The sequence below is a fragment of the Sulfurovum sp. AR genome, from assembly GCF_000296775.1.
GTDB classification, from domain to species: domain Bacteria; phylum Campylobacterota; class Campylobacteria; order Campylobacterales; family Sulfurovaceae; genus Sulfurovum; species Sulfurovum xiamenensis.
The window spans coordinates 106,875-127,876 of the sequence record NZ_AJLE01000010.1; the positions used below are offsets into that span (position 1 = coordinate 106,875).

Annotated in this window: 22 protein-coding genes; 11 read left to right on the forward strand and 11 right to left on the reverse strand. The window is 41.0% G+C overall.

All coding sequences use genetic code 11. The annotated features are described in order from the left end of the window. Entirely contained in the window at positions 1 to 801 is an 801-nt protein-coding gene (locus SULAR_RS11190) for a hypothetical protein (protein WP_155993871.1), read from the forward strand. A gap of 276 nt (positions 802 to 1,077) precedes the next feature. Here the strand turns inward: SULAR_RS11190 and SULAR_RS09310 are convergent, their stop codons facing one another. Beyond that, positions 1,078 to 1,713, reverse strand: coding sequence for a M15 family metallopeptidase (locus SULAR_RS09310; protein WP_051002505.1), 636 nt, complete (start codon positions 1,711 to 1,713; stop codon positions 1,078 to 1,080). Positions 1,714 to 1,804: 91 nt separating this feature from the next. On the opposite strand from SULAR_RS09310, the gene htpX reads away from it, so the two are divergent. From htpX to holA, 3 genes are all read left to right on the forward strand, one after another. Further along, positions 1,805 to 2,635 carry a zinc metalloprotease HtpX gene (gene htpX / locus SULAR_RS09315; RefSeq protein ID WP_008245381.1) on the forward strand — a complete coding sequence of 277 codons (831 nt, stop codon included), beginning with the start codon at positions 1,805 to 1,807 and terminating at the stop codon, positions 2,633 to 2,635. 67 nt (positions 2,636 to 2,702) lie between these two features. Further along, the gene (locus tag SULAR_RS09320) at positions 2,703 to 4,673 is read left to right on the forward strand and encodes a ribonuclease R family protein (protein ID WP_008245384.1); all 1,971 of its coding nucleotides are present in this window, start codon (positions 2,703 to 2,705) and stop codon (positions 4,671 to 4,673) included. Then, positions 4,673 to 5,650 (forward strand): DNA polymerase III subunit delta, encoded by a 978-nt coding sequence (gene holA, locus SULAR_RS09325; protein ID WP_008245387.1) that lies wholly within the window; start codon positions 4,673 to 4,675, stop codon positions 5,648 to 5,650. Before SULAR_RS09320 ends, holA begins: the two co-directional genes overlap by 1 nt. A gap of 154 nt (positions 5,651 to 5,804) precedes the next feature. Here holA and SULAR_RS09330 read toward each other — a convergent pair whose 3' ends face one another. Together SULAR_RS09330 and SULAR_RS09335 are read right to left on the reverse strand one after the other, a co-directional pair. Next, positions 5,805 to 7,169 (reverse strand): FAD-dependent oxidoreductase, encoded by a 1,365-nt coding sequence (locus SULAR_RS09330; protein ID WP_008245388.1) that lies wholly within the window; start codon positions 7,167 to 7,169, stop codon positions 5,805 to 5,807. A 202-nt stretch (positions 7,170 to 7,371) separates the two neighbouring features. After that, positions 7,372 to 8,097 carry a Rieske 2Fe-2S domain-containing protein gene (locus SULAR_RS09335; RefSeq protein ID WP_008245390.1) on the reverse strand — a complete coding sequence of 242 codons (726 nt, stop codon included), beginning with the start codon at positions 8,095 to 8,097 and terminating at the stop codon, positions 7,372 to 7,374. A gap of 209 nt (positions 8,098 to 8,306) precedes the next feature. Here SULAR_RS09335 and rpsF point away from each other — a divergent pair, with 209 nt between their 5' ends. The 3 genes from rpsF to rpsR are packed head-to-tail and all read left to right on the forward strand — an operon-like array spanning position 8,307 to position 9,483. Continuing rightward, positions 8,307 to 8,687, forward strand: coding sequence for a 30S ribosomal protein S6 (gene rpsF, locus SULAR_RS09340; RefSeq protein ID WP_008245392.1), 381 nt, complete (start codon positions 8,307 to 8,309; stop codon positions 8,685 to 8,687). 25 nt (positions 8,688 to 8,712) lie between these two features. Further along, the gene (locus SULAR_RS09345; RefSeq protein WP_008245394.1) at positions 8,713 to 9,210 is read left to right on the forward strand and encodes a single-stranded DNA-binding protein; all 498 of its coding nucleotides are present in this window, start codon (positions 8,713 to 8,715) and stop codon (positions 9,208 to 9,210) included. 9 nt (positions 9,211 to 9,219) lie between these two features. Next, complete coding sequence (gene rpsR, locus SULAR_RS09350; RefSeq protein ID WP_008245396.1) at positions 9,220 to 9,483, forward strand: 30S ribosomal protein S18; 264 nt, start codon at positions 9,220 to 9,222, stop codon at positions 9,481 to 9,483. A gap of 128 nt (positions 9,484 to 9,611) precedes the next feature. On the opposite strand, the gene SULAR_RS09355 is transcribed toward rpsR, so the two are convergent. Next, complete coding sequence (locus tag SULAR_RS09355) at positions 9,612 to 11,600, reverse strand: molybdopterin oxidoreductase family protein (RefSeq protein ID WP_008245397.1); 1,989 nt, start codon at positions 11,598 to 11,600, stop codon at positions 9,612 to 9,614. A gap of 167 nt (positions 11,601 to 11,767) precedes the next feature. Between SULAR_RS09355 and SULAR_RS09360 the strand changes: the two genes are divergently transcribed. From SULAR_RS09360 to SULAR_RS09375, 4 genes are all read left to right on the forward strand, one after another. Further along, entirely contained in the window at positions 11,768 to 13,144 is a 1,377-nt protein-coding gene (locus SULAR_RS09360) for a CmpA/NrtA family ABC transporter substrate-binding protein (RefSeq protein WP_008245399.1), read from the forward strand. A gap of 172 nt (positions 13,145 to 13,316) precedes the next feature. After that, positions 13,317 to 14,132, forward strand: a complete 816-nt coding sequence (gene ntrB / locus SULAR_RS09365; RefSeq protein ID WP_008245401.1) for a nitrate ABC transporter permease — start codon at positions 13,317 to 13,319, stop codon at positions 14,130 to 14,132. After that, complete coding sequence (locus SULAR_RS09370) at positions 14,132 to 14,929, forward strand: ABC transporter ATP-binding protein (protein WP_008245403.1); 798 nt, start codon at positions 14,132 to 14,134, stop codon at positions 14,927 to 14,929. Before ntrB ends, SULAR_RS09370 begins: the two co-directional genes overlap by 1 nt. Before the next feature lie 94 nt (positions 14,930 to 15,023). Next, positions 15,024 to 16,271 (forward strand): alginate export family protein, encoded by a 1,248-nt coding sequence (locus tag SULAR_RS09375; protein ID WP_008245405.1) that lies wholly within the window; start codon positions 15,024 to 15,026, stop codon positions 16,269 to 16,271. Between the two features lie 57 nt (positions 16,272 to 16,328). On the opposite strand, the gene SULAR_RS09380 is transcribed toward SULAR_RS09375, so the two are convergent. From SULAR_RS09380 to SULAR_RS09410, 7 genes are read right to left on the reverse strand one after another with little or no spacing between them, the layout of a single operon-like run. Then, positions 16,329 to 17,036 (reverse strand): class I SAM-dependent methyltransferase, encoded by a 708-nt coding sequence (locus SULAR_RS09380; RefSeq protein WP_008245407.1) that lies wholly within the window; start codon positions 17,034 to 17,036, stop codon positions 16,329 to 16,331. After that, positions 17,029 to 17,649 (reverse strand): ATP phosphoribosyltransferase, encoded by a 621-nt coding sequence (hisG, locus tag SULAR_RS09385; protein WP_008245410.1) that lies wholly within the window; start codon positions 17,647 to 17,649, stop codon positions 17,029 to 17,031. The genes SULAR_RS09380 and hisG overlap by 8 nt, the downstream gene beginning before the upstream one ends. After that, complete coding sequence (locus SULAR_RS09390) at positions 17,643 to 18,278, reverse strand: type III pantothenate kinase (RefSeq protein ID WP_008245411.1); 636 nt, start codon at positions 18,276 to 18,278, stop codon at positions 17,643 to 17,645. The genes hisG and SULAR_RS09390 overlap by 7 nt, the downstream gene beginning before the upstream one ends. Continuing rightward, complete coding sequence (locus SULAR_RS09395; protein ID WP_008245412.1) at positions 18,268 to 18,597, reverse strand: hypothetical protein; 330 nt, start codon at positions 18,595 to 18,597, stop codon at positions 18,268 to 18,270. Before SULAR_RS09395 ends, SULAR_RS09390 begins: the two co-directional genes overlap by 11 nt. After that, entirely contained in the window at positions 18,594 to 19,418 is an 825-nt protein-coding gene (locus SULAR_RS09400) for a tyrosine-type recombinase/integrase (protein WP_008245413.1), read from the reverse strand. Before SULAR_RS09400 ends, SULAR_RS09395 begins: the two co-directional genes overlap by 4 nt. After that, complete coding sequence (locus SULAR_RS09405) at positions 19,411 to 20,424, reverse strand: hypothetical protein (protein WP_008245414.1); 1,014 nt, start codon at positions 20,422 to 20,424, stop codon at positions 19,411 to 19,413. Before SULAR_RS09405 ends, SULAR_RS09400 begins: the two co-directional genes overlap by 8 nt. Continuing rightward, positions 20,424 to 21,002 (reverse strand): hypothetical protein, encoded by a 579-nt coding sequence (locus SULAR_RS09410; RefSeq protein ID WP_008245415.1) that lies wholly within the window; start codon positions 21,000 to 21,002, stop codon positions 20,424 to 20,426. The genes SULAR_RS09405 and SULAR_RS09410 overlap by 1 nt, the downstream gene beginning before the upstream one ends.

A 21,002-nucleotide genomic window follows, 5' to 3' on the forward strand; every position in this document is an offset into this window, starting at 1 on the left:
ATGCCTGAAGACGATGCAGCTGCAGATCAATGGAAAGCATCCAGAGACGATAATATCCTCGTATACAGAGTTTCAAAAAACACTCTACCCTTCACTGCATTTCCAACACCGGAGTATACACAAAAAATAACCGTCGACGAATCAGACTACAACGCTTCACTGGTAGAACTGACGACACTGCTGGAAACGCATCTGCAGACGACAACGGGACTTCCTGTGGAAAGCAAGAAGATGCTTACCAGCGAAACCGATATGGAGACCGGAGAATTGGCAGGTCTTGTTGGGCAAGAGTGTATTGAAGAAGGTTCCATATGCCTGGCAGATAACCAGGATACGGATGCGTACCGATTCGGGTTTGTCGGCCTGCTTAGGAATAACCAACCCGTTATCGTGACTGGCGTTAACCATACACTCAATGATGCGGCTACCTATATCAGTCTGGGCGTTTACAGCATGATAGGTTTCTACGGTATAGACAGCATTTCACAAAGCAATGTCGATGTTACCGGATTTGACAAGGGAAATTTGACAGGCTCTGCCGAAGCTGTTCTACGGTCATACAATTTGTATGAGAAAGTCTCACAACGTCTCAAGGATCAGCTACCGATGCTTTATACTGCGGTTGTATCTAGAACTTGCGAAGCATCTTTAGCCAACTATTGTGTAGAGGTCAATACGACCGAGTTACCGCTGCTACATCCTCTGGGCATCACACAGCGTGCCTACGTAAAACCCGGATCAACATCTGGCGCCAACCCGAATGCACTTCTTTCACCATATGTCATCAAAGTCAACGAATAAATAAGGGAAGCCTCATACCTCTTTTCGCTCCAACTTTAAAGGTTGGAGTGTATACTCACCATATCATTGTTAATGAATTTATTCTTTTAAATAAAATATCAACTATGAATAAACCTCTAAATATACAAGAAGTGTTTGAACTAATCCAAAACATTATAATCTAACATATTTTATAAGATTATTCGCTATAACGACGTTTACGAGCCATGAATTTATACCCTTCGATAGAAAACCTTATAAAAAGTGCTATATAGAAGATTTTATAATGAAAGCATCTTATTTCGAAAAGTGCTGATAGTCTTTCACACCTGACCAGTCACCACCCCACAGCCAATCATATTTTTTAAATATTTGAACGGCTTTATCATCTTTCAGTAATACCGCTTTATCAGCATAAGTAGAGTTTTGATGTACTCTTTTTCTATAGGGTGCCGATGCTTTATGGGAGATATATCCTTTTCTGGAAATATAGGGATTTTCTATCGGATTGATATCTATGGCTTTTCCGTAAGAGTGTTTGGACCACTTTTTACTGCCTGTAGCTTTACGGCAGTTAAATGCAGACGTATTGTCCGACTCTATGGATTGCCAGTCACTGCCTTTATAGTCACTCACCAGTCTCATTTTTTTGATAGGATACCCTATTTTATACAGTGTTTCGAAGACCTTTGTCACCTCAGCAGAAACCTCTTTATGCACGATCATCTCACCTATCTGCTCTTCACCGTTGAAATTGATATATTTGATACGTAAATAATGCAGATCTTTTAAGGATACAGGGCAGCCTTTTCTCCATGAGTTTCCTTTAACCATTCTTTGTTTGATCTGAGGTGTGATCTCCGTAATATGAGATTCAAATCCGGCGAAAATCACTACTGTTACTGTGATGAATATATAAACTATTTTTACCATACTTTTATTATAACGTATCGTATGATTTACCTTCCGTTTGTATCTATATGGTATATTTATAATAAAAATAACTATTTTAAGGATAGCACAAATGGAACAATTGAAAACCTATGCTCTAATGACGGGACTTACCCTGTTATTTATCTGGTTTGGGGGTATGATAGCAGGGAAGACGGGAATGATCATCGCTTTTCTTGCCGCAGCAGGTATGAACTTTTATGCCTACTATTACAGTGATACACAGGTATTGAAACATTACCATGCCATACCTGTAGACCACAACTCTGCCACAGGGCTCTATACCATCGTAGAAAGACTCACACATCGTGCCAATCTGCCGATGCCTGCACTCTACATCATTCCCGAAGCACAGCCTAATGCATTTGCTACAGGTAGGGATTATGAACATGCTGCCGTAGCAGTTACTGAGGGTCTTTTAGACCTGATGACAGAAGAAGAAGTGGAAGCCGTTATCGCCCATGAACTGAGCCACATCAAACACTACGATATGCTCATAGGAACCGTAACAGCGACTATCGCAGGAGCTATAGCGATGTTGGCACAGTTTGGTATGTTCTTTGGCGGAGACCGTGATAGACCGACAAACCCGCTTGTCATGATAGCATTGATGATCATCATGCCGCTTGCTGCAACAGTGATACAGATGACTGTAAGCCGTAACCGTGAATTTATGGCGGATGAAGGTGCGGCAAGAATGACAGGCCATCCTGAATGGCTGCAGAGTGCCTTGGCTAAACTTGATAACTATGCCCGAGGCATGATGATGCACGATGCGGACCCGCAAACCGCACATATGTTCATCATCAATCCATTTACGGGTAAAGATATGTCACTCAAACAACTCTTTAGTACACATCCAAGTACAGAACAAAGAATAGAGAGACTTGAAGCGTTAAAGTAATATAATAACTCTTCATGAAAGTGACACTACCGTTTACTTTACAGACCATTGAAGAGAGTTTTTGACCATGTCCCCATTTGCCATACAACTTATCAACGGGTGTCTCATTTCAGACATCGAACAAGAAGACCAGAACAGTTTTCAGGCACTACAGCAATTGGGTGCCATTGAAGAAGTAGACGGGCTTTGGAAACTTAAATCCATCTATCGTGTCGGTAGACTCTACATAGGTAAAGATGGCAAAGGGTATGTGGAAGCAGAGTTCAAAGAGCAAAGAGACCTGCTGATTGAACCCGATGATCTTCGGGGCGCAAAGCATGGAGATGTGGTCGTTGCCAAACGGGTCATAGCCAGACGTGGACGTGCCAGTGGCAAAGTACAGCTTGTCATAGAAAAAGCCCATCTCTTTACGATCGCTTATACACACAGGGATGAATCAAATAATTTTCTTATTCTAGACATCCGTACAGGATTACCAACCCATGCTGTCATGAAAGGCATGGACCTTAAGGCATTCAAACTAGGTACGGTACTCAAAGTAGATATTGATACAGATAAAGTACTTGAAGTGATGGGAACCCTGGATGACCCTATGGTCGATGAGAAGATCTCACTGGCCCTTTATGAGCGTGAAGATGAATTCCCGCCAGCATGTGTCACTGATGCACTGGAGGTTGAAGTGGAAGTCACCAAAGCAGAACATTCTGACCGTGTGGATCTCACACATTTGGATTTCTGTACGATTGACCCGGTGACTGCAAAAGATTTTGATGATGCTATCTATTTTGATATGGAAGAGTATACCCTTTATGTAGCGATCGCTGATGTCAGTCACTATGTGCCTTTCTTTACCCATATAGACAAAGAGGCCAAAAAAAGAGGTTTCACCACCTACCTGCCGCACAAATCTTTTCCTATGCTCCCCCGTGAGCTCAGTGAGAACATCTGTTCACTCAAACCTAAAGTAGACAGGCTTGCCTTCGTATCGAAGATAGCTTTGGACAGGACTACCCTAAAACCGATCAAAGAAGAGTTCTTTGAAGCGATCATCCACTCAAAGCACCGTTTTAACTATGACAATATCGATGCTATATTGGAAAATGGAACAGAAGGAGTTACCGATACCGTAGCCCAGATCCTCACATGGCTGCTTCCTTTACAGAAAATCACCGTCAAATTGCGTAATGAAAGGCTCAAGCACGGCTTTGATTTTAGGTCTGAAGAGACCAAGCTCACGATCGATGCTTCACATTTGCTGGTCAGTACAGAGATAGAAACAGGCACACCGTCACATTCGCTCATAGAAGAATGTATGCTTTTAGCCAACCAGGCTGCAGCGAAACGTTTTACAGGTGAAGGTGACAGTATCTTCCGTATCCATGAACCACCGCAGCTTGCCAAGATGGAAGCGTTACTGACTGAACTTGCGGCCATTGGTCTTTATGTGGAAGAGTATGAAGATGCACCTTCTCTTATACGTGCCATACAAAAAGAAGCAGCAAAAATGAATCTTTCCTCCGAAGTAGATGCTATGGTCATTAAAGCGTTACGGCGTGCAAGCTACTCGGCACAAAATGTGGGGCACTTTGGACTGGGATTCAGTCACTACAGCCACTTTACCTCACCCATACGTAGATATGCCGACCTGATACTGCATCGTCTTATCAAGACACAACTGCGTGATGAACCCGAAGAGGCAAGTTATCTGCTAAGAAATATCGAACCGCTCTGTGCAAGGGTCAGTGAACTTGAGAGAGATGCAACCAAAGCAGAATGGGACTTTAGAGACCGTAAATTCGCACGTTGGGCAGCCACACACTTGGGTGAAACTTTCGAAGCGGAGATCGTTGAAGTAGAAGAGAGTGCTAAAGCCGTACTCTTAGGCGAGATCAAAGGTGTTACGGTGCATCTTAAAGGGGACAATGTGATGCTTTTTGACAGAGTCAGGGTCAGGATCAATGAAGTCAATATCCCTCAAGCCATCATCATGGTTGAATTCGTTGAAAAATTGAGTAAAGATGCCATGGAGTTAGCCTAATGTACCAAAGAGAATTTGACCAGAAACTCAAACAGGCTTTCCCCAAAGCTGTATTGTTTTATGGTGAAAATGACTATCTTGTGGACCATTACATCGATACCTATATCAAAAAAACCGATGCAAAAGAGAGTATGCTCACTCTCTACCACGACGAATGGGATTTTGAACAGGCTAAGAATTTTCTTTCCCAAACCTCTCTGTTTGGTGGTACAAATCTTGTAGTGGTCAAACACGATAAGAAAATACCCAAAAAAGAGCTCGATATACTCATAGAACTTGCCAACAAAAGTGAAGACAACTACTTTCTTTACGGTTATGCAGGTGCTACCAAAGATGCAAAGAGTATGCAAGCGGCTTTCAGTGAGAAAAAAGGCGGAGTATGGGTACGGTTTTTCGAACCGAACATACGTGACGGTATAGCGATGCTACAACAAAAAGCACAGCAGATACAGCTTGACATCGATCACTATGCCCTCCAGCATCTGATGCTCATACTCAATAACAACCTGGCACTCTGTGCCAACGAACTGGATAAACTTGCCATACTGGGTATGAAAGTGACCAGTAAAGATATCGATAGACTTGTCTACTCGACCGCACCTCTGGCAACAGAACAACTGCTCATAGACCTTTTTAACAAAAAGCCTATCACGGCAACCATTACCAAACTGCTTGAACTGGGAGAAGATGAAGCGTCACTGCTTCGCTCCACACAATATTTTGTCAATCAGATTTTCCTCTTTCATGCCTATATCAAACTCCATGGACATGTCGATTCAGCGGCTATTCTTGGATATAAGCTGCCTAAACAGATAGAAGAACAAAAAGCACAGTTGGCTTTACGTGTAAAATCCGCGGCATTGCTGAAAATATTTGAACATTTACTGGAGAGTGAGATACTCATCAAAAAGGCGCCGGGTACGCAAAAAGAGGTATTGGTCTACAGTATGCTGATCAAGCTGCAGGGCTATCTGTAAAACATAATTTTTATTTTATTTTTGGAAAATTTAATAGGTTAAGGTTTTTAATAAGTTGTATTTTGATTTGAGGGTTTGAGTAAAGGAGGCTACTCTAGTAGCTGATTACACTCATCCCTCAAAGATGAGTGCAAATCATTAAAAAGATGACCTATTAAGAGAAGAGTTCTCTCATTACTCCACCAAACCACTCTCTAGTCGCTTTTGCAGTACCTTTGGATCTGAACTTACCGCCACCGTCTTTTGGTTTAGGCACATTGCCTTTACCTACTAGCTTACCGCTTGGATCTGCTGTAAAGGTATGTGTCACCATGATCGCCTCTTCTGGTTTTCCACTTACCATAGAATAACATACATTTGCCGCTTTAGCCGGAAGACCTGCTTTAGGATCATTTGCTTTGGCGTTTAATTGATCAGTGATCTGTCCTGCTGCTCTGTGTGCTGCCCATATCGCTGTCTGTCCACTTGGTGGTATGGCATGTGTCACCGCATCCCCGATCACATAAATATTTGAATCTGTCTTGGATCTGAAGCTATACCCGTCCATCATTGCATACCCTGCACCATCGACTTCAATACCGGCCATAGCCACAACAGGCGAACACTTGTTGATAGGTATAAGGTTACACACTTCATACTTCTCTGTCTTCAATACACCTTCATCATCCGCTTCATCTTCAAACACTTTATAGGTAACGACTTTTTTCTCCGTATCGATATCCACGACCTCGGTCAAACCGTGATACTCAATGATATCCGGGAAGATATCTTTCCAAGATTCTTGAAACGCTGCCCCTTTAGCAAATTTACCGTTTCTTGTATCCAGTGCGATCACTTTTCCTTCGATACCTTCCTTCTTGAGATAATTCGCTACCATAGCTATTCTCTCATACGGTGCAGGAGGACATCTATACTTTCCTGTTGCTGGTGGTATGATGATCACGTTACCGTCATCCATATTCTCAAGTTGCCGTTTCAGCGCAATGTGTTCATTTCCTGGCATCAATGCAGCGGGACAAGCTTGTGAAACTTCTGCGATCTTTTCGGAAGACCAAGTAGGGAATTGTTTTTCATAATCATAAGCGATACCAGGAGAAAGGACAAGAATATCATAAGCGATATCTCCCGCAGTGGTTGTCACCGTCTTAGCTTTTCTATCGATAGACGTCACTGTCGCATGTACAAAATCATAACCATACTTTCCAGCAGGCTGGAAATAGTCACCTACAAACGTGTCTAAACTGACACCATCAAGACCGCCAAGCAGTGTGTTGGAAAAAGGACAAGCCATGAAGATATTGTTTTTCTCGATCACGGTTACTTCAATGTTTTTATCTTTTTTTCTAAGTGCCTTAGCTATGGTCAACCCACCAAAACCACCACCTACAATTACAACTGATTTGCCACTTGTCTTCTTTGCGGTTGATTTTTTCTCGCTAGCTGTCGCAATACTCGGCATTGCTGCAGCTGCTGCAGCAACACCGACAAGTTTAAATGTGTCTCTCCTATTCATTGCCATAATGTCTCCTCCTAAAATGGTATATTGTTGATCACTTTACATCATATAAAGTAACTCTATTATGACAAAAGTTTTCTTTGAATCAACTATTCTGAAGAGTGTAATGAATAATTTTGAAGATATAACAAAAAGCTACATGCAGATGTGGATACCACACCTAATAAGATGTTGATGTGCTACATCATCATCTTATAGCTTACTTTTATAGTCGAATGATATCAGCAGAAAAATTTTTAAGTGTCTGCACTTTTGTCTCTTCTTTCGTAAGTTTTTTAGCCTTTCTTCTGTTCCCATAGAACTTTTTAAACTCATCTTTAAAGGCATCAAAGTAATCCTGGAACTTCACCGGACCCAATACGGCAACTGCCCAGATGTTATCTTCTGCATCCACTTCCAAAATAATAGAAGCCAAACCTTGAGTAGCCGGTCCGCCTACTACTTTCCCGCCTTGTTTAGGTTCAAATCTTGACAGATGGGACATACATACAAATGCGCCACCACTGTAAGCTTTCGTTGTACCTTTTTCATCTATATAATGGAACATACTCATCTCAGGCTGAGGGTGTGTGAGCTGATGTGGACAGATAGCAGAATAGGCAACGATCGTATCCTTTACACCTACGCCTCCCCTATAGATATATTTTGTACCATCTTCAGCTGTAAGTTCAATATCTTTTTCTGCCGGTGAAGTAAGATTGACCATGATAGCCGGTGTACCCACATACGGGTAATTGAATACATAATTTTCCTCAACGGCTAACGCAGAAGCTTTGATAGGATTTCCTTCAGCGTCTTTCAGTTGTACCTTCTCAAAAGGTTGAAACAAACTTCCATCTTCGGCATAAAGTCTTTGAGTGATCAATGACGGAGCAATAGCTACTGCCATGGCTGACGTAGCGGATAACCGTAAAAAATTTCTTCTTTCCATACTGTAATACCTTCTGTAATAAATTAACTTTATTAAATCATACAAAAATATTTATTAATTTTAAGTTTAGGACCGAAAAAAGATGTAGATCCCTCTCTAATGTGCAGCTAAGAAATAATATAGTAAACTATCGCTTCCAAAATTCTTGCTCATTTTTGGACAGCTAATGACAGCTGTATACATGGGCTATTAAACCAAAAGGAAACAATATGACTTGTTATGAAACACTGTTTGTAGTTAAACCTACACTTACAGAAGAAGAGATTGCAGCACAAATTGCGAAAGTAAAAGATGTTCTTGCTAAAGAAGGTGCCGAGCTAGTTGGTACAAATGACATGGGTATGAGAAAACTTGCATACCAAGTAGAAAAACATAACAGAGGTTACTATACTGTTCTTTTCTATAAAGCAGAAGGTGCAACGATCCAAGAACTTGAGAGAAATCTTAAGATCAACGAAGATATCATTAAGTTTTTAACTGTGAAATATACTAAAAACAAAGAGATCGCACAGTTTGATAAACTTGTTGCAGAAGCAAACAAAGGTACGACAGAGACAAAAGCACCTGAAGCAGAAGCGACAGAAGCATAATCAACCATAGATTAGGAGCCACCTTATGTACAACAAGATCATTTTAGCCGGAAACCTCACTAGAGATATTGAGATTAAATATACACAAAGTGGAAGTGCCATTGGTAATACTGCCATTGCAACTTCACGTAAATTCAAATCTGCAACTGGTGAACAAAAAGAAGAAGTTCTCTTTATCGATCTTACTTTTTTTGGAAGAACGGCTGAAATTGCAAATCAGTACTTACGTAAAGGTAGCAAAGTTTTAGTAGACGGAAGATTGAAGCTAGATCAGTGGACAGCACAAGACGGAAGCAAAAGAAGTAGACACTCAGTTACAGTAGAAAACCTTCAAATGCTAGGAGGAAAAGACGAAGCAGCACCTATGGGTGATAACGGATATAGCCAAGGTGGACCATCAGGGTATGATGCTCCATCGCATGACAGCTATAGCCAACCTGCACCGTCTGCTCCAAAAGCTGCACCGCAACCTACGTCAAACATTCCAGAAATTGACATCAATGAAGATGAAATACCGTTTTAGGAGAACACCATGGCAGAAAGAAGAAAATTTAAAAAAAGATTTTGTAAATATTGTGAATCAAAAGTAGACTATATAGACTACAAAGACTTGGGATTACTTAAATTCTCACTTAGCGAGAGATTTAAGATCATGCCAAGAAGACTCACTGGTAACTGTAAAAGACACCAAGAGCTTGTAACAGGGGCAATCAAAAGAGCTAGACAAACAGCACTTATTCCGTATATCGTAGATAGAAAGAATGTTGTTGAAAATCCATTTGAAAACCTTAAATAGACTATAACCATATTCTATATCTAAGCGTTGTCCTCAACATGTTGAGGACAACCACCACTTAATATCTTATTTAACATTCCCCCTCTAACTCAAATAATACATATACTATCGTTTTACCAAAAGTTGTACTAAGCATCACTTATACTTTCTATCATAACTGCATTATGATTATAGTCAGGCTGCAGGGATTCTCTGTCAAGAAGATCATTCGTCAGATAGTTAATCTCACGGTTACTTATCGGTATGAAGATAGATTTTTCATGCACATCCTTTGTGATCAGCGCTTTTGTAATGAGCTCTCCTCTTTTAGAGATCACTTTGATCGTATCTTCATTCTGAATACCTAATTTTTGGGCATCATGAGGATGGATCTCACAAAAGTTCAGCGGTTTATGTGTAAGCAATGTCTGAGGAAGATTTGTTTTGGTACCACTATGCCATTGATCTCTTGTTCTCCCTGTCAAAAGTAAAAAAGGAAACTCCAAACTTGTCTTTTCGCTCTTTAACTTGTTTTCTACAAAGAACAGGTTTCCCTTTTTGTCCGGCGTTAGAAAATGTTTGATCTTTTCACCCCACACAAACGGTTTGTAGGTAAGTGCATCATAGTCTGCTTCAGAGATATCCATATAGTCATTAAGTTTGGTCATCTTTTGATACTCTTCAAAGATCTCTTTTGGAGTCTCAAAATCAAATGCCTTACCAAAACCTAACGATTGTGCCAATAACTGAAATATTTCCCAATCAGGTTTACAGTCAATAGATGTACGGGTCAGACGTTCTTGTTTGGTTATGGTACGATCGAGATTGGTCTGTGTCCCCTCCTTTTCTCCCCAAGGGGCTGCAGGGAGCCTGATATGTGCATATTTGGCTGTTTCTGAATTATCATAGGCATTGATCTCAACGACCAAGGGGATCTTGGATAGTTGTTGTTCCACCCTTTTTCTATGAGGCAGATGATAGACAGGGTCCGTATGACAGATGATCAGGACATCCAGGTCTGCATCCAGCATCTGCGTTGCAGTCAGTCCAGGTTTGTTGTCTATCTTATCGGTTTTCCAAAACGTAGATACCTTTTGAATACTCTCTTCATCAAAACCAAGATGTACCGCTAACATGGTAGAGAGCCCTCCTACTTCCCTTCCACCCATAGCGTTAGGCTGCCCGGTAAGGCTAAGGGGTCCATTCCCTTCTTTAAATATCTTTCCTGTAAGAAGATGGGTATTGAGCAGTGCCAGATTCTTGTCTACACCTTGTACAGACTGATTGAGTCCCATGGTCCATGCTGTAATGATGTTGTCACTCTCACTATAGAGTTCCCAGAATGCATCAAACGCTTCTTGTGTCAATCCTGTACGTTTGAGCATCTTGGTCACCGGTGCACGTTTGAACTTGTTCTTAAGCAGTTCAAAATTGTTAATATGATCTGACACAAACGCTTTATCGTATTTTTCTTCATCGATCAGGCGTTTGGATAGGAGATTGAAAAAGTCAATATCACTTCCCGGTCTGATCGGGAGATAGAGGTCCGCTATTTTCGCCGTATCTGTCCTTCTTGGGTCTATGACCACGACTTTCAAACCATTTTTCTTCGCTTTTTTTATACTATTATGAAAAACCACATGCGCTTCGGCCGTGTTTGCACCGGTTAATATAAGCAGATCAGACTTGAAAATATCATTCATTCTTACGGGTACAAAGTCTGCTCCTATCGCCTTTTTGTATGCAACCACCGCACTTGCCATACAGGTACGGCTATTGGTATCTACATTATTGGTACCGAGAAAACCTTTTGCAAGTTTATTGGCAATATAATAATCCTCTGTTAAAAGTTGTCCGGACAGATAAAAACCTATCTTATCTTTAGAAGTTCTTTTGATACGATCCGTGATCAATGAGATCGTTTCTTTCCAGTCAGAAAGCACAAATGGCTCATCCAGTGCCTCTCTCATATGTGGTCTTAATAACCTTGTAGGTGTCTGCATACTTACCAGTTCCGAGATGCCCTTGGAACAGAGGTTTCCCTGATTGGTAGGATAGGCTAGATTCCCTATGAGATGTTTCTCATCATATTCCAAACCACAACCTACACCACAATATCCGCATACTGATTTGATCATTTTACTTACCTCAAATTACTTTTTCTTTTCCCTATTCTAACCATACTTTAATGTAAAGTTAAGTTTAAATTGATTAAAAATTAACCATTTAATTGATTAAATAATATATATTTATATGATACTATTTTCATACAAAAACATTTTAATGAAAATTTAAGGAGTACAAAATGTTAAAAAAAGCTTTGAAGCTCGGATTAAGTCTCTCGTTGGTCACTACTGCTCTACTCGCAGATATAGAAAAGAAAAAATTGAAGATAGGATTTATTGCACTGACTGACTGTGCACCTATCGTTATCGCAAAAGAAAAAGGATTCTTTGAAAAATATGGTTTGGATGTGCATGTAGCCAAAGAGGGTGGAGGATGGCCCGGGATCCAACAAAAAGTGATCAGCGGAGAGTATGACTTTTCTCACGCACTTGCAGGTATGCCGATCGCTGCGACACTTGGCATCAATGGAAATGCGCACTTGCAAGCCCTGCTCTCTTTAGATTTTAATGGCAATGGTATCACCTATGGAAATAATATCATTAAAGAGATGGAAAAGTATGGTATGGATCAGACAAAAAGACCCTTAGGTTCAGAGTCACTGAAAAAATATATCGATGCCAAACATCAAGCGGAAGGTGCCAACTATCAACCACTGAACTTTGGAATGGTACACCCGGTTTCCACACACAACTATGAACTGAGATACTGGATGGCGAGTTCGGGGATCAAACCTGATGAGGATACAACGATCAAACCTTTCCCTCCTCCTACCATGCCTTCCAATCTGATCGCAGGCAATATCGAGGGGTATTGTGTTGGAGAACCTTGGAACGAACGTATCGTACTCAAGAAAAAAGGTTCCACACTGGTAACCAACTATGATATCTGGAACAATAACCCTGAAAAAGTACTTCAAGCCAGAGCAGATTTTGTTGAGAAATACCCCGAGACGACGAAAGCAGTGATGAAAGCGGTCATTGAAGCACAAATGTGGCTGGATGAGAGCTGGGAACACAGAAAAGAAGCAGCGAAAATACTTAGTAAACCAAACTACGTAAAAGCACCGGTCAAAGTCCTAGAGAAATCTATGACCGGTACCTTCCAGTATCTCAAAGGACAAGATTCCGAGCCAAACCCTATGTTTAACGTTTTTGCCAATTACTATGCGGCCTACCCTTTTTACAGCCATGGCATGTGGTTCATCACACAGATGTATCGCTGGGGACAGCTGGATAAAGCGGTCGATATGAAAGAAGTGATCGAAAAAGTCTACAGACCTGATCTTTTTGCCGAGGCTGCAAAAGAAGTCAACTACTCTCTACCGCCTAGTCCATGGAAAATAGATGGTGTGGATGAATATAACAAATTCATGGATGGCAAGGTCTATGATCCCAATAAAGCTGTGGAGTATATCTATAGTTTCGATGTAACCAATCCAACAGTAAGCAAAGAGGAGCTTATGAAGGCAAATACATGGACGGTGACGACCAAACAACCTGATTATGTTTGCCCCTACGGTCCTGCAGGATGTGCGGATCCTAAGTATGTGCAATAGATACGTCAAAAATTCACGAAGAATACAAAGCTGAATGCTTTGTATTTATACGTGCCTGAAGTGAAAGTACGTCCAGTTATTTCCTTGAATAATATTCATGCTTCAGGTACCTATAAATATAAAATAGAACGAAGTGTCCGGAACAAACAGGACATACAATAAAAGGAAAAAAATGAAAAACGAACTTGCTAAAAAGATCATCTTGCCCATGATGGTGTTTTTTGCCATCATCATGGTCTGGTCATTGATTGCAAACAACGTTGAGGACTTCCCTACACCGAGTGATACCTATATATCTGCTTTTGGCGGGGTGAATGCTGACGGGGATGAGATTGTAGGAGTACTTTCCGATCCGCTCTATATCGCAAACGAGGATGACAAAGGGATCCTCTGGCAGATATTTGCTTCCTTACAGAGGGTATTTGCAGGGTTTTCGCTTGCTATCATCGTTGGTGTACCTTTGGGATTATTTATCGGTATGAGTAAAAATGCACAGTATGCCTTTGATCCGTTCATTCAGATCTTTAAACCTGTTTCACCTCTGGCCTGGCTACCGCTGTTGCTTTTTATCTTCCAAGATATCAATTTGACAGCGATCTCGACGATCTTTGTCACCTCTATCTGGCCGATCATTATCAACACTGCTTTGGGGGTACGCAATGTAAGCGAGGATTATATGAATGTGGCAAAAGTCTTACAGTTCAGTCCGATAAAAAAGATAACAAAGATTATTTTACCCGTAGCCGTACCCTTTATCTTTACAGGTATGAGACTTTCTTTGGGAATTGCATGGCTGGTGATCGTAGCAGCAGAGATGCTTACAGGTGGTATAGGTATCGGTTTCTGGATCTGGGATGAATATAATAATCTGAATTATCATAATATCATCATCGGTATCATCATCGTAGGTATTGTCGGTTTTATACTGGATCTTGTGATGGGGATCATCGCAGATTTTTTTGACTATAGAAAAAAAGGAAGAGCATAATGGGTGAACAAAAGTTTTTACAGTTAGAAAATATTGAAAAAAGATTTCCAATCCCGGGAAAAGAGGATTATATTGCTGTGACCGATGTCGATATGGTGATCAAGAAAAATGAGATCATCTCTATCATAGGACACAGCGGGTGCGGTAAATCTACATTGCTCAATATGATCTCTGGTCTCGATGGCCAGACAGAAGGCCATATATTTTTACAGGGTAAAGAGGTCAAAGGTCCAGGACCTGATCGTGCAGTAGTGTTTCAAAACCATTCATTACTTCCATGGCTCAGTGTCTATAAAAACATAGAAATGGCAGTCAAACAGGTCATGCCCGATCTCAATAAGCAAGAGCTCCAACATAGGGTAGAAAAATTTATCACCATGGTCAACCTTGATCATGCCAAAGATAAACTTCCTGATGAGATCAGTGGAGGTATGAAACAACGTGTCGGTATAGCAAGAGCACTTGCAATTAAACCTAAAGTACTTTTGATGGATGAACCTTTCGGTGCATTGGATTCATTGACCCGTGCCAACTTGCAGGAGCATCTCATGAGGATACAACAGAATGTACAGAACACGGTCATCATCATTACACATGATGTGGATGAAGCCGTACTGCTAAGTGACAGGGTCATTATGATGACCAATGGTCCTGCAGCCACGATCGGAGAAATCCTCGAAGTCGATCTTCCTCGTCCCAGAAACAGGGTAGAACTTCAACATGATCCTGAATATATCAGATGTAGGGAAGCCATCCTCAGCTTTCTTTATGAAAAATTTGCCAAGGAGGATGAGTAACATAGAAAAAATTATTTGCCTAGGGCATCGTATGACCATCATGCAGTTTTAAACATCATGTTTATTCAATCCATCATATATAAAAGGGAAAAAAATGAAAAAAACCGTACTACTCTCACTCGTAACATCTACACTTATCATGGCAGGCGGATCTATCGCACCGGTTGAACCGACCGTTGAGACAACAACAGAAACAGAAATAGGGATCTTCAACGACGTAAAATTCAGCGGTGAACTTCGACCGCGTTATGAATTTGCCGATGACAGTGTGAAGGATGAAGCCAATGCGTTTACCACACGTTTTGCACTTGGTGTAAAGACCGGACTTGCAGGTATTGAGGGGCTGAGTGCTTTTGGACAGATCATGGCAGTGACGAATTTCGGATATGACGAATATGCTCCGGAGCAGCCGGGATATGCATTGATCGCTGATCCACAAAATTCACGTGTGACACAGGCGTATCTTGATTATAAAATGGGTGATACCACCCTACGTGCAGGACGCCAGATGGTGAACCTGGATGACCAGAGATTCATAGGTGCCGTAGGATGGAGACAAATGCCTCAAACCTATATGGGCTATACCTTAACCAATAGCTCCATAGAAAACCTGGATCTTATGGCAATGTATGTGACAGATCGTTATGGGGTGACGGATGCACTCACGACAGGAACAGAATCTGTATTTCTTCATGCCGACTACAAGGCAATGCCTGAACTGAAACTTTCTGCGTATGGGTACCTCTTAGGTCACCAAGCATTTGGAAGTGATACCTATGGGTTAATGGCTTCAGGAAAAGTAGGGATGTTCAACTATATTGCAGAGGCTGCTACACAGCAAGATGCAAGCATGGAATATGAAAGTATGGGGAAGCCTGATGTAGATGCAATGTATTTCAGAGGGGATATCAGTACGAACTACAACGGATTCATTATTGGAGCAGCCTATGAATCACTCGGAGATGCAGACGGAAATACACATGGATTCACCACACCGCTTGCAACACTGCACAAATGGCAAGGGTTTGCTGATGTCTTTCTTGGATATTCTGCTGTAAGTAATACATATGGATTGGATGATATTTATGGAAAGGTAGGATATGTGAGTCCTAAATTTGGTAAACTACTTGCGATCTACCATACTTTCACTACACAGGAGACAGACGGTATACTAAGTGATGATGCAGGAAGTGAACTGGATCTACTTTATACTTATAACTTCTCTAATGGTCTGAACTTTCTGGCAAAAGCAGCTTTCTTCTCTGGAGAAACAGACTCTGTCATCGGTGCAGCACAAAATGATGTGACCAAGTATTGGGTACAGTTAGACTATAAATTTTAATCTCTCTCAGACAAAGTCCGTCTTATAGAACGGACTTTGTGATAAAAACACTCTCCCTTACACTTTTCTCAATACAAGAAACGCTTTATCCGCTTCATTAAGATCATACAGCGTCACACTGTCACTCTGAAGCAGCTTCAAACCACTTAACCTCACTATCTCATCTATCGTATGATAGTATTGCCTAATGGTCTCCTGAGATTTTTTAAAATAGGTTCCCTCTTTTTCAAAAAGCGTGAACTCGGCATGGTACTCACCCTCTTCAAAGTCACTGTCCACCGTTAAAAATCTCTCTTCATCATCCACGATATAAGAGCCTACGGCGACATTCTCAAAACCATGCAGCGTGTTGATATCACACAAAAAATACCCACCATCGTTTAGATGCGCTTTGACACACCCCAGAAATCGTTCCAACTCTGCTTTATCCAGATAGTTCACCATATCAAACACCGCTGTCACTACATCATATTGGCCATCTAGATCGCATAGGTCCACACACTGGGCATCATACCCTTGTTCAAGTGTTCTTGAAACCATAAGGGGACTGAGGTCTATCCCTTTGACCTCTGGTATCTCTAAGGCACCCTGTATCTGACGCAAGAAATCTCCAGAGCCACATCCCACATCCAAAAGGGTCTCAAAATCTATCGTGTTTAAAAAAAGAAGGTAATGGGCATAGAGACTCGGAGCAGCCTCTTTGACACCAAGAAGATCCTCTACTTTTGCATAGAGGTCAAGAGAGTCTGAAGTAGAATTAGCCACGGCTCTCTACAACAGCTTTGATCTTTTCATATAAAGAGAGAATCTCTTCTTTCTTTCCATAAAAACTGTTCTTGTTTGAGATCAAATGTGCAGAAGAGTCCATGATATCTTCAGCCACTTTCAATCCGTTCTCTCTCATCGTTGAACCTGTTTCAACAATGTCCACGATAGCATCAGCCAAACCGACAAGCGGTGCCAATTCTATAGATCCGTAAAGCTTCACCACTTCCACACCTACGGCTTTTTGTGCAAAGTAGTTTTTAGTGATATTGACCATCTTTGTTGCCACTTTGATGTTAGGCCGGGACCAGTCCAGTTCATCTTCATTTTTGATACCGATCGCCACTTTACATTTCCCTAACTGCATATCCAGAAGCTGAATAATATCCAACTCTTTTTCGGTAATGACATCAAGTCCGACCACACCGATATCTGCTGCACCGTGTTCTACATACGTCGGTACATCCTGGTTACGTACATTTAAAAAACGGAACTCTCCCCTATCCAAGATGAGTTCTCTCCCTTCGAACTTAAATTCTCCACCGAAAATTTCAGCAAATATCTCAAGTGTCTGTTCTGCGATTCTTCCCTTTGGAAGTGCTACTGTTAACATATCTCTGATTCCTTCATCACTTTCCGCATCCCGTTAAATACCAACATTTCATCATACGTGGCTTCTTCAAAAAAACTTGATAAAAATTTTCCGTCTCCACCGGTAAAATAAAGCGTTTTACCATCACTATGCTTATCTATGAGTGCTTTTATAGACGCGATTATACCATAGCTTATCCCATCTTTAGTTGTAGAGGGTAATTGCTCTAAGGATATCGTTTCATTCAGCTCTGTCTCTAAGACCGGAGAGATAGAAGCATATGCCTGCAACATAGCTTTTAACCCGGGGAATATAAATCCGCCCCTATACTTTCCCTCTTGCATTACATCAACTGTGATTGCGGAACCTGCATCCACAAAAATACCGTTTTCATGACTCAAACAGAGTGCTCTTCGATCAACACCCATCGTCTCATAAGCACCATCCAAGTGGATCTGTGGTGAGATATTTTTCCATATGGAAATATTTTCTATAGTACTGTTCAAGTGTTGTTTGACCGAAATATAACAGAGTCTCTCTTGGCTATATTTGGCAATTGCCTCATCATAAGACAAATGCTCTACTTTAGAGCCATTATAGATATGAAAATGGGTATTCCCAATATCTGCAAGTAATACCTTACCCTTCATGCCATACCTTCCAGCCGTTCTCTTCAAGTATCGCTTTAGCATGTGAACATAAGGGTGCTTTGATCACTATGTATTTTTTAGTGATCTTGCTGCCGATATATTTTTCAGATTTTTCATGCAGTTCTATGAGGTCAACTGCTTCTTTCCGAAGTACCCTGCTCTTCTTTTCAAGTTCTATCACCAATGCATAATACCCCTTCAGATCAACACCTAAATGAAGTGTAACCTTTTTACGGGAACCTAGCTCTTTTGGCAGGATCTCTTTGAGTGATTTAAAAATAATATCTTTCTGGTTCAGATATTCAACCAATGCTTTCATGATACTCCTTTTAAGGGATGATAACTCTTCATGGTCTCGGACAGATTCTGTTTTTGGATATGTGTATAGATCTGTGTCGTCTCTAGAGAACTGTGACCTAACAACTCCTGCACCACACGCAAGTCTGCCCCACCGATGATCAGCGATGAAGCAAAAGAGTGCCGTAATACGTGAGGTGAGACACCCAAATACTTTTTGACAATTTTATATGCAGAGATACGGCTGAGGGTATCTCCTTTGTAATTCAGCCAAATATAACTGCTTCCCATGTCTTGTTCTTTCATATACTTCTCCAATGCCTGCACAGCGATAGGTGCAAGAGGCACGATACGTTCTTTTTCCCCTTTGGCAAAACGTATCTTCAGCCACCCGTCCACGATATCACTTCGCTGCACATTCAATGCTTCGGAAATACGACAGCCGCTGGCATACAAAAAGAGTATCAGTGCATAATCACGCAGTCCCATGAGCTTACTTCTGTCAATGTGCTTTAAACCTTCTAATATCTCTTCACTGCTCATATACTTGGGTAGATTTTGGGGTACTTTTGCCATAGGGATCTTGATCTTTTCATGTTTGAAATCCTGTTTATGGCAAAAATCGAAAAAAGCATTGATAGAGGAGAGTTTTCTGTTGAGTGTTCTTTTGTTCTCAAAGGTAGATAAAAATTTCAGTATATCCGTAGTATCGAGGTTCGTTAGTGTTGTTTGAGTGACCTCTTCAAGTTGGGAAAGGTCGCCTAAATAAGAAGAGATCGTAAGGGTATCCAGCGCCTTTGTGACACTGAGATACTCTTCGAAAGCTGTCAGAAGATCACTCATAACCTAGTTTAGAGAGTTCAATAATATCACCGTCTTTATAGAGCTTTGTTCCACTGATGAATGCCGGTTCACCCACTTCTCCAAGATCATAGATCTTGTGCTTTGTCAAAGCACTGTCCATTACTATCAAGGATCCTCCCTGGTCTAAACCATACACCCTGCCATCAAACGCTGTTGCTACAGAGTAGTGTGCGAATTTGTACTTTGCTTCTCCCACTTTCTCAAGATCATGATTCAGAGCAAGTATCTCTCCCTCTTTGGTAAAGAGATAGATGGTATCGTTATCATATGCCACTTCAGAGATATTTGCACTATACTCCATTTGCCCGCCACTTCCTAAGGTAAGCAGCCTTTTTGGCGTTGCAGCGATCATTGTATTGCCTTTACGAGACAGATAGATAATATTGTTAAATGCTTTTTCCGTACTGAGATAGACCACTTTGGCATTCTCACTGTCTTCAATGTTGACAATAATGAGTTTCCCGTCAAGCATAGGCATGACGACCAAACCATCGATAAAGATCGGACTTGCAGCTCTTGTATCAATGGCAAATGTGGCCTCAGATCGACTCTCAACCACTTTTCTATTGTCTGCCATGTTATAAATACCAAAGGTATTGCTGTTGAGAATATATGCGATCACACCATTGTGGATCGTTGCAGAAACCACAGGAACTTTGAGAGATACAGCACGTACCGTCTCTTTTGTTTTTTTATCAATGATCTTTAAAATACCCTCAGTATTTGTAGCCAGTATATAGCTATCATTTTCATTTAAAAATCTATACCCTTCACCAAGGTTGATAGTGCTTAACCCTTCTTTACTGATATATTGGCCGCTTTTAAGTGTCCCTCCCTCACGACTGAGATCACTCATACTTCCACCGTACGAAGTGGATGCATTGGATGCGGAGAATGTCTCTTCAGGTTCAAAATATTTTTTGCTACTGCATCCTGAAAAGAGTAATGCTGCTACTGCAAATGTAAGTAGTGACAACCCCTTCATTAGTTTGCCTTTATGGTAGAGTGCATAAGGAACTCTCTGATCACTGAAAGAGAGGAACGATCATCTATAAGCTCCAATTTATTTTGAGCTTTTTTTACATCACCTGCAAGGATTGACAAATAGGCTTCTTCAAACAGTGCCATCTCTTTATAGAGCTTTGACTCCACAGGCTTTTTATTCAGTACTCCTGCTGTATAACCACTTGCGTCAGCGATCACACTGTTTGTACTTGTACTCAAAGACTCTAACCCTTTGATATCTTCTTTTTTCACTGCTTGCGCATAAGTGTAAAGCTCTAAAAGTGCCGGATTGTTCTCTTGAAGCACCTTAAGAGCATTGGCATCCTCACTGTTATTCTGCAGTGTCAAGAAAGCTTCGTTTGCTTTTTCAAGCTTTGCTTCATGCAGCGCACCCATCACAGCTTGTCCACCAAAAAAGAGAATAAGTACGACAATCACACCCCACAAATGAAACTTGTATCTTTTATACAGTGATTCCAGCTTAAAAGCACTCTCAAGGACCTTTTCATCACCACTTAACTCTCTCTTTACATAATTCACATCATCTTTAATGCCCAC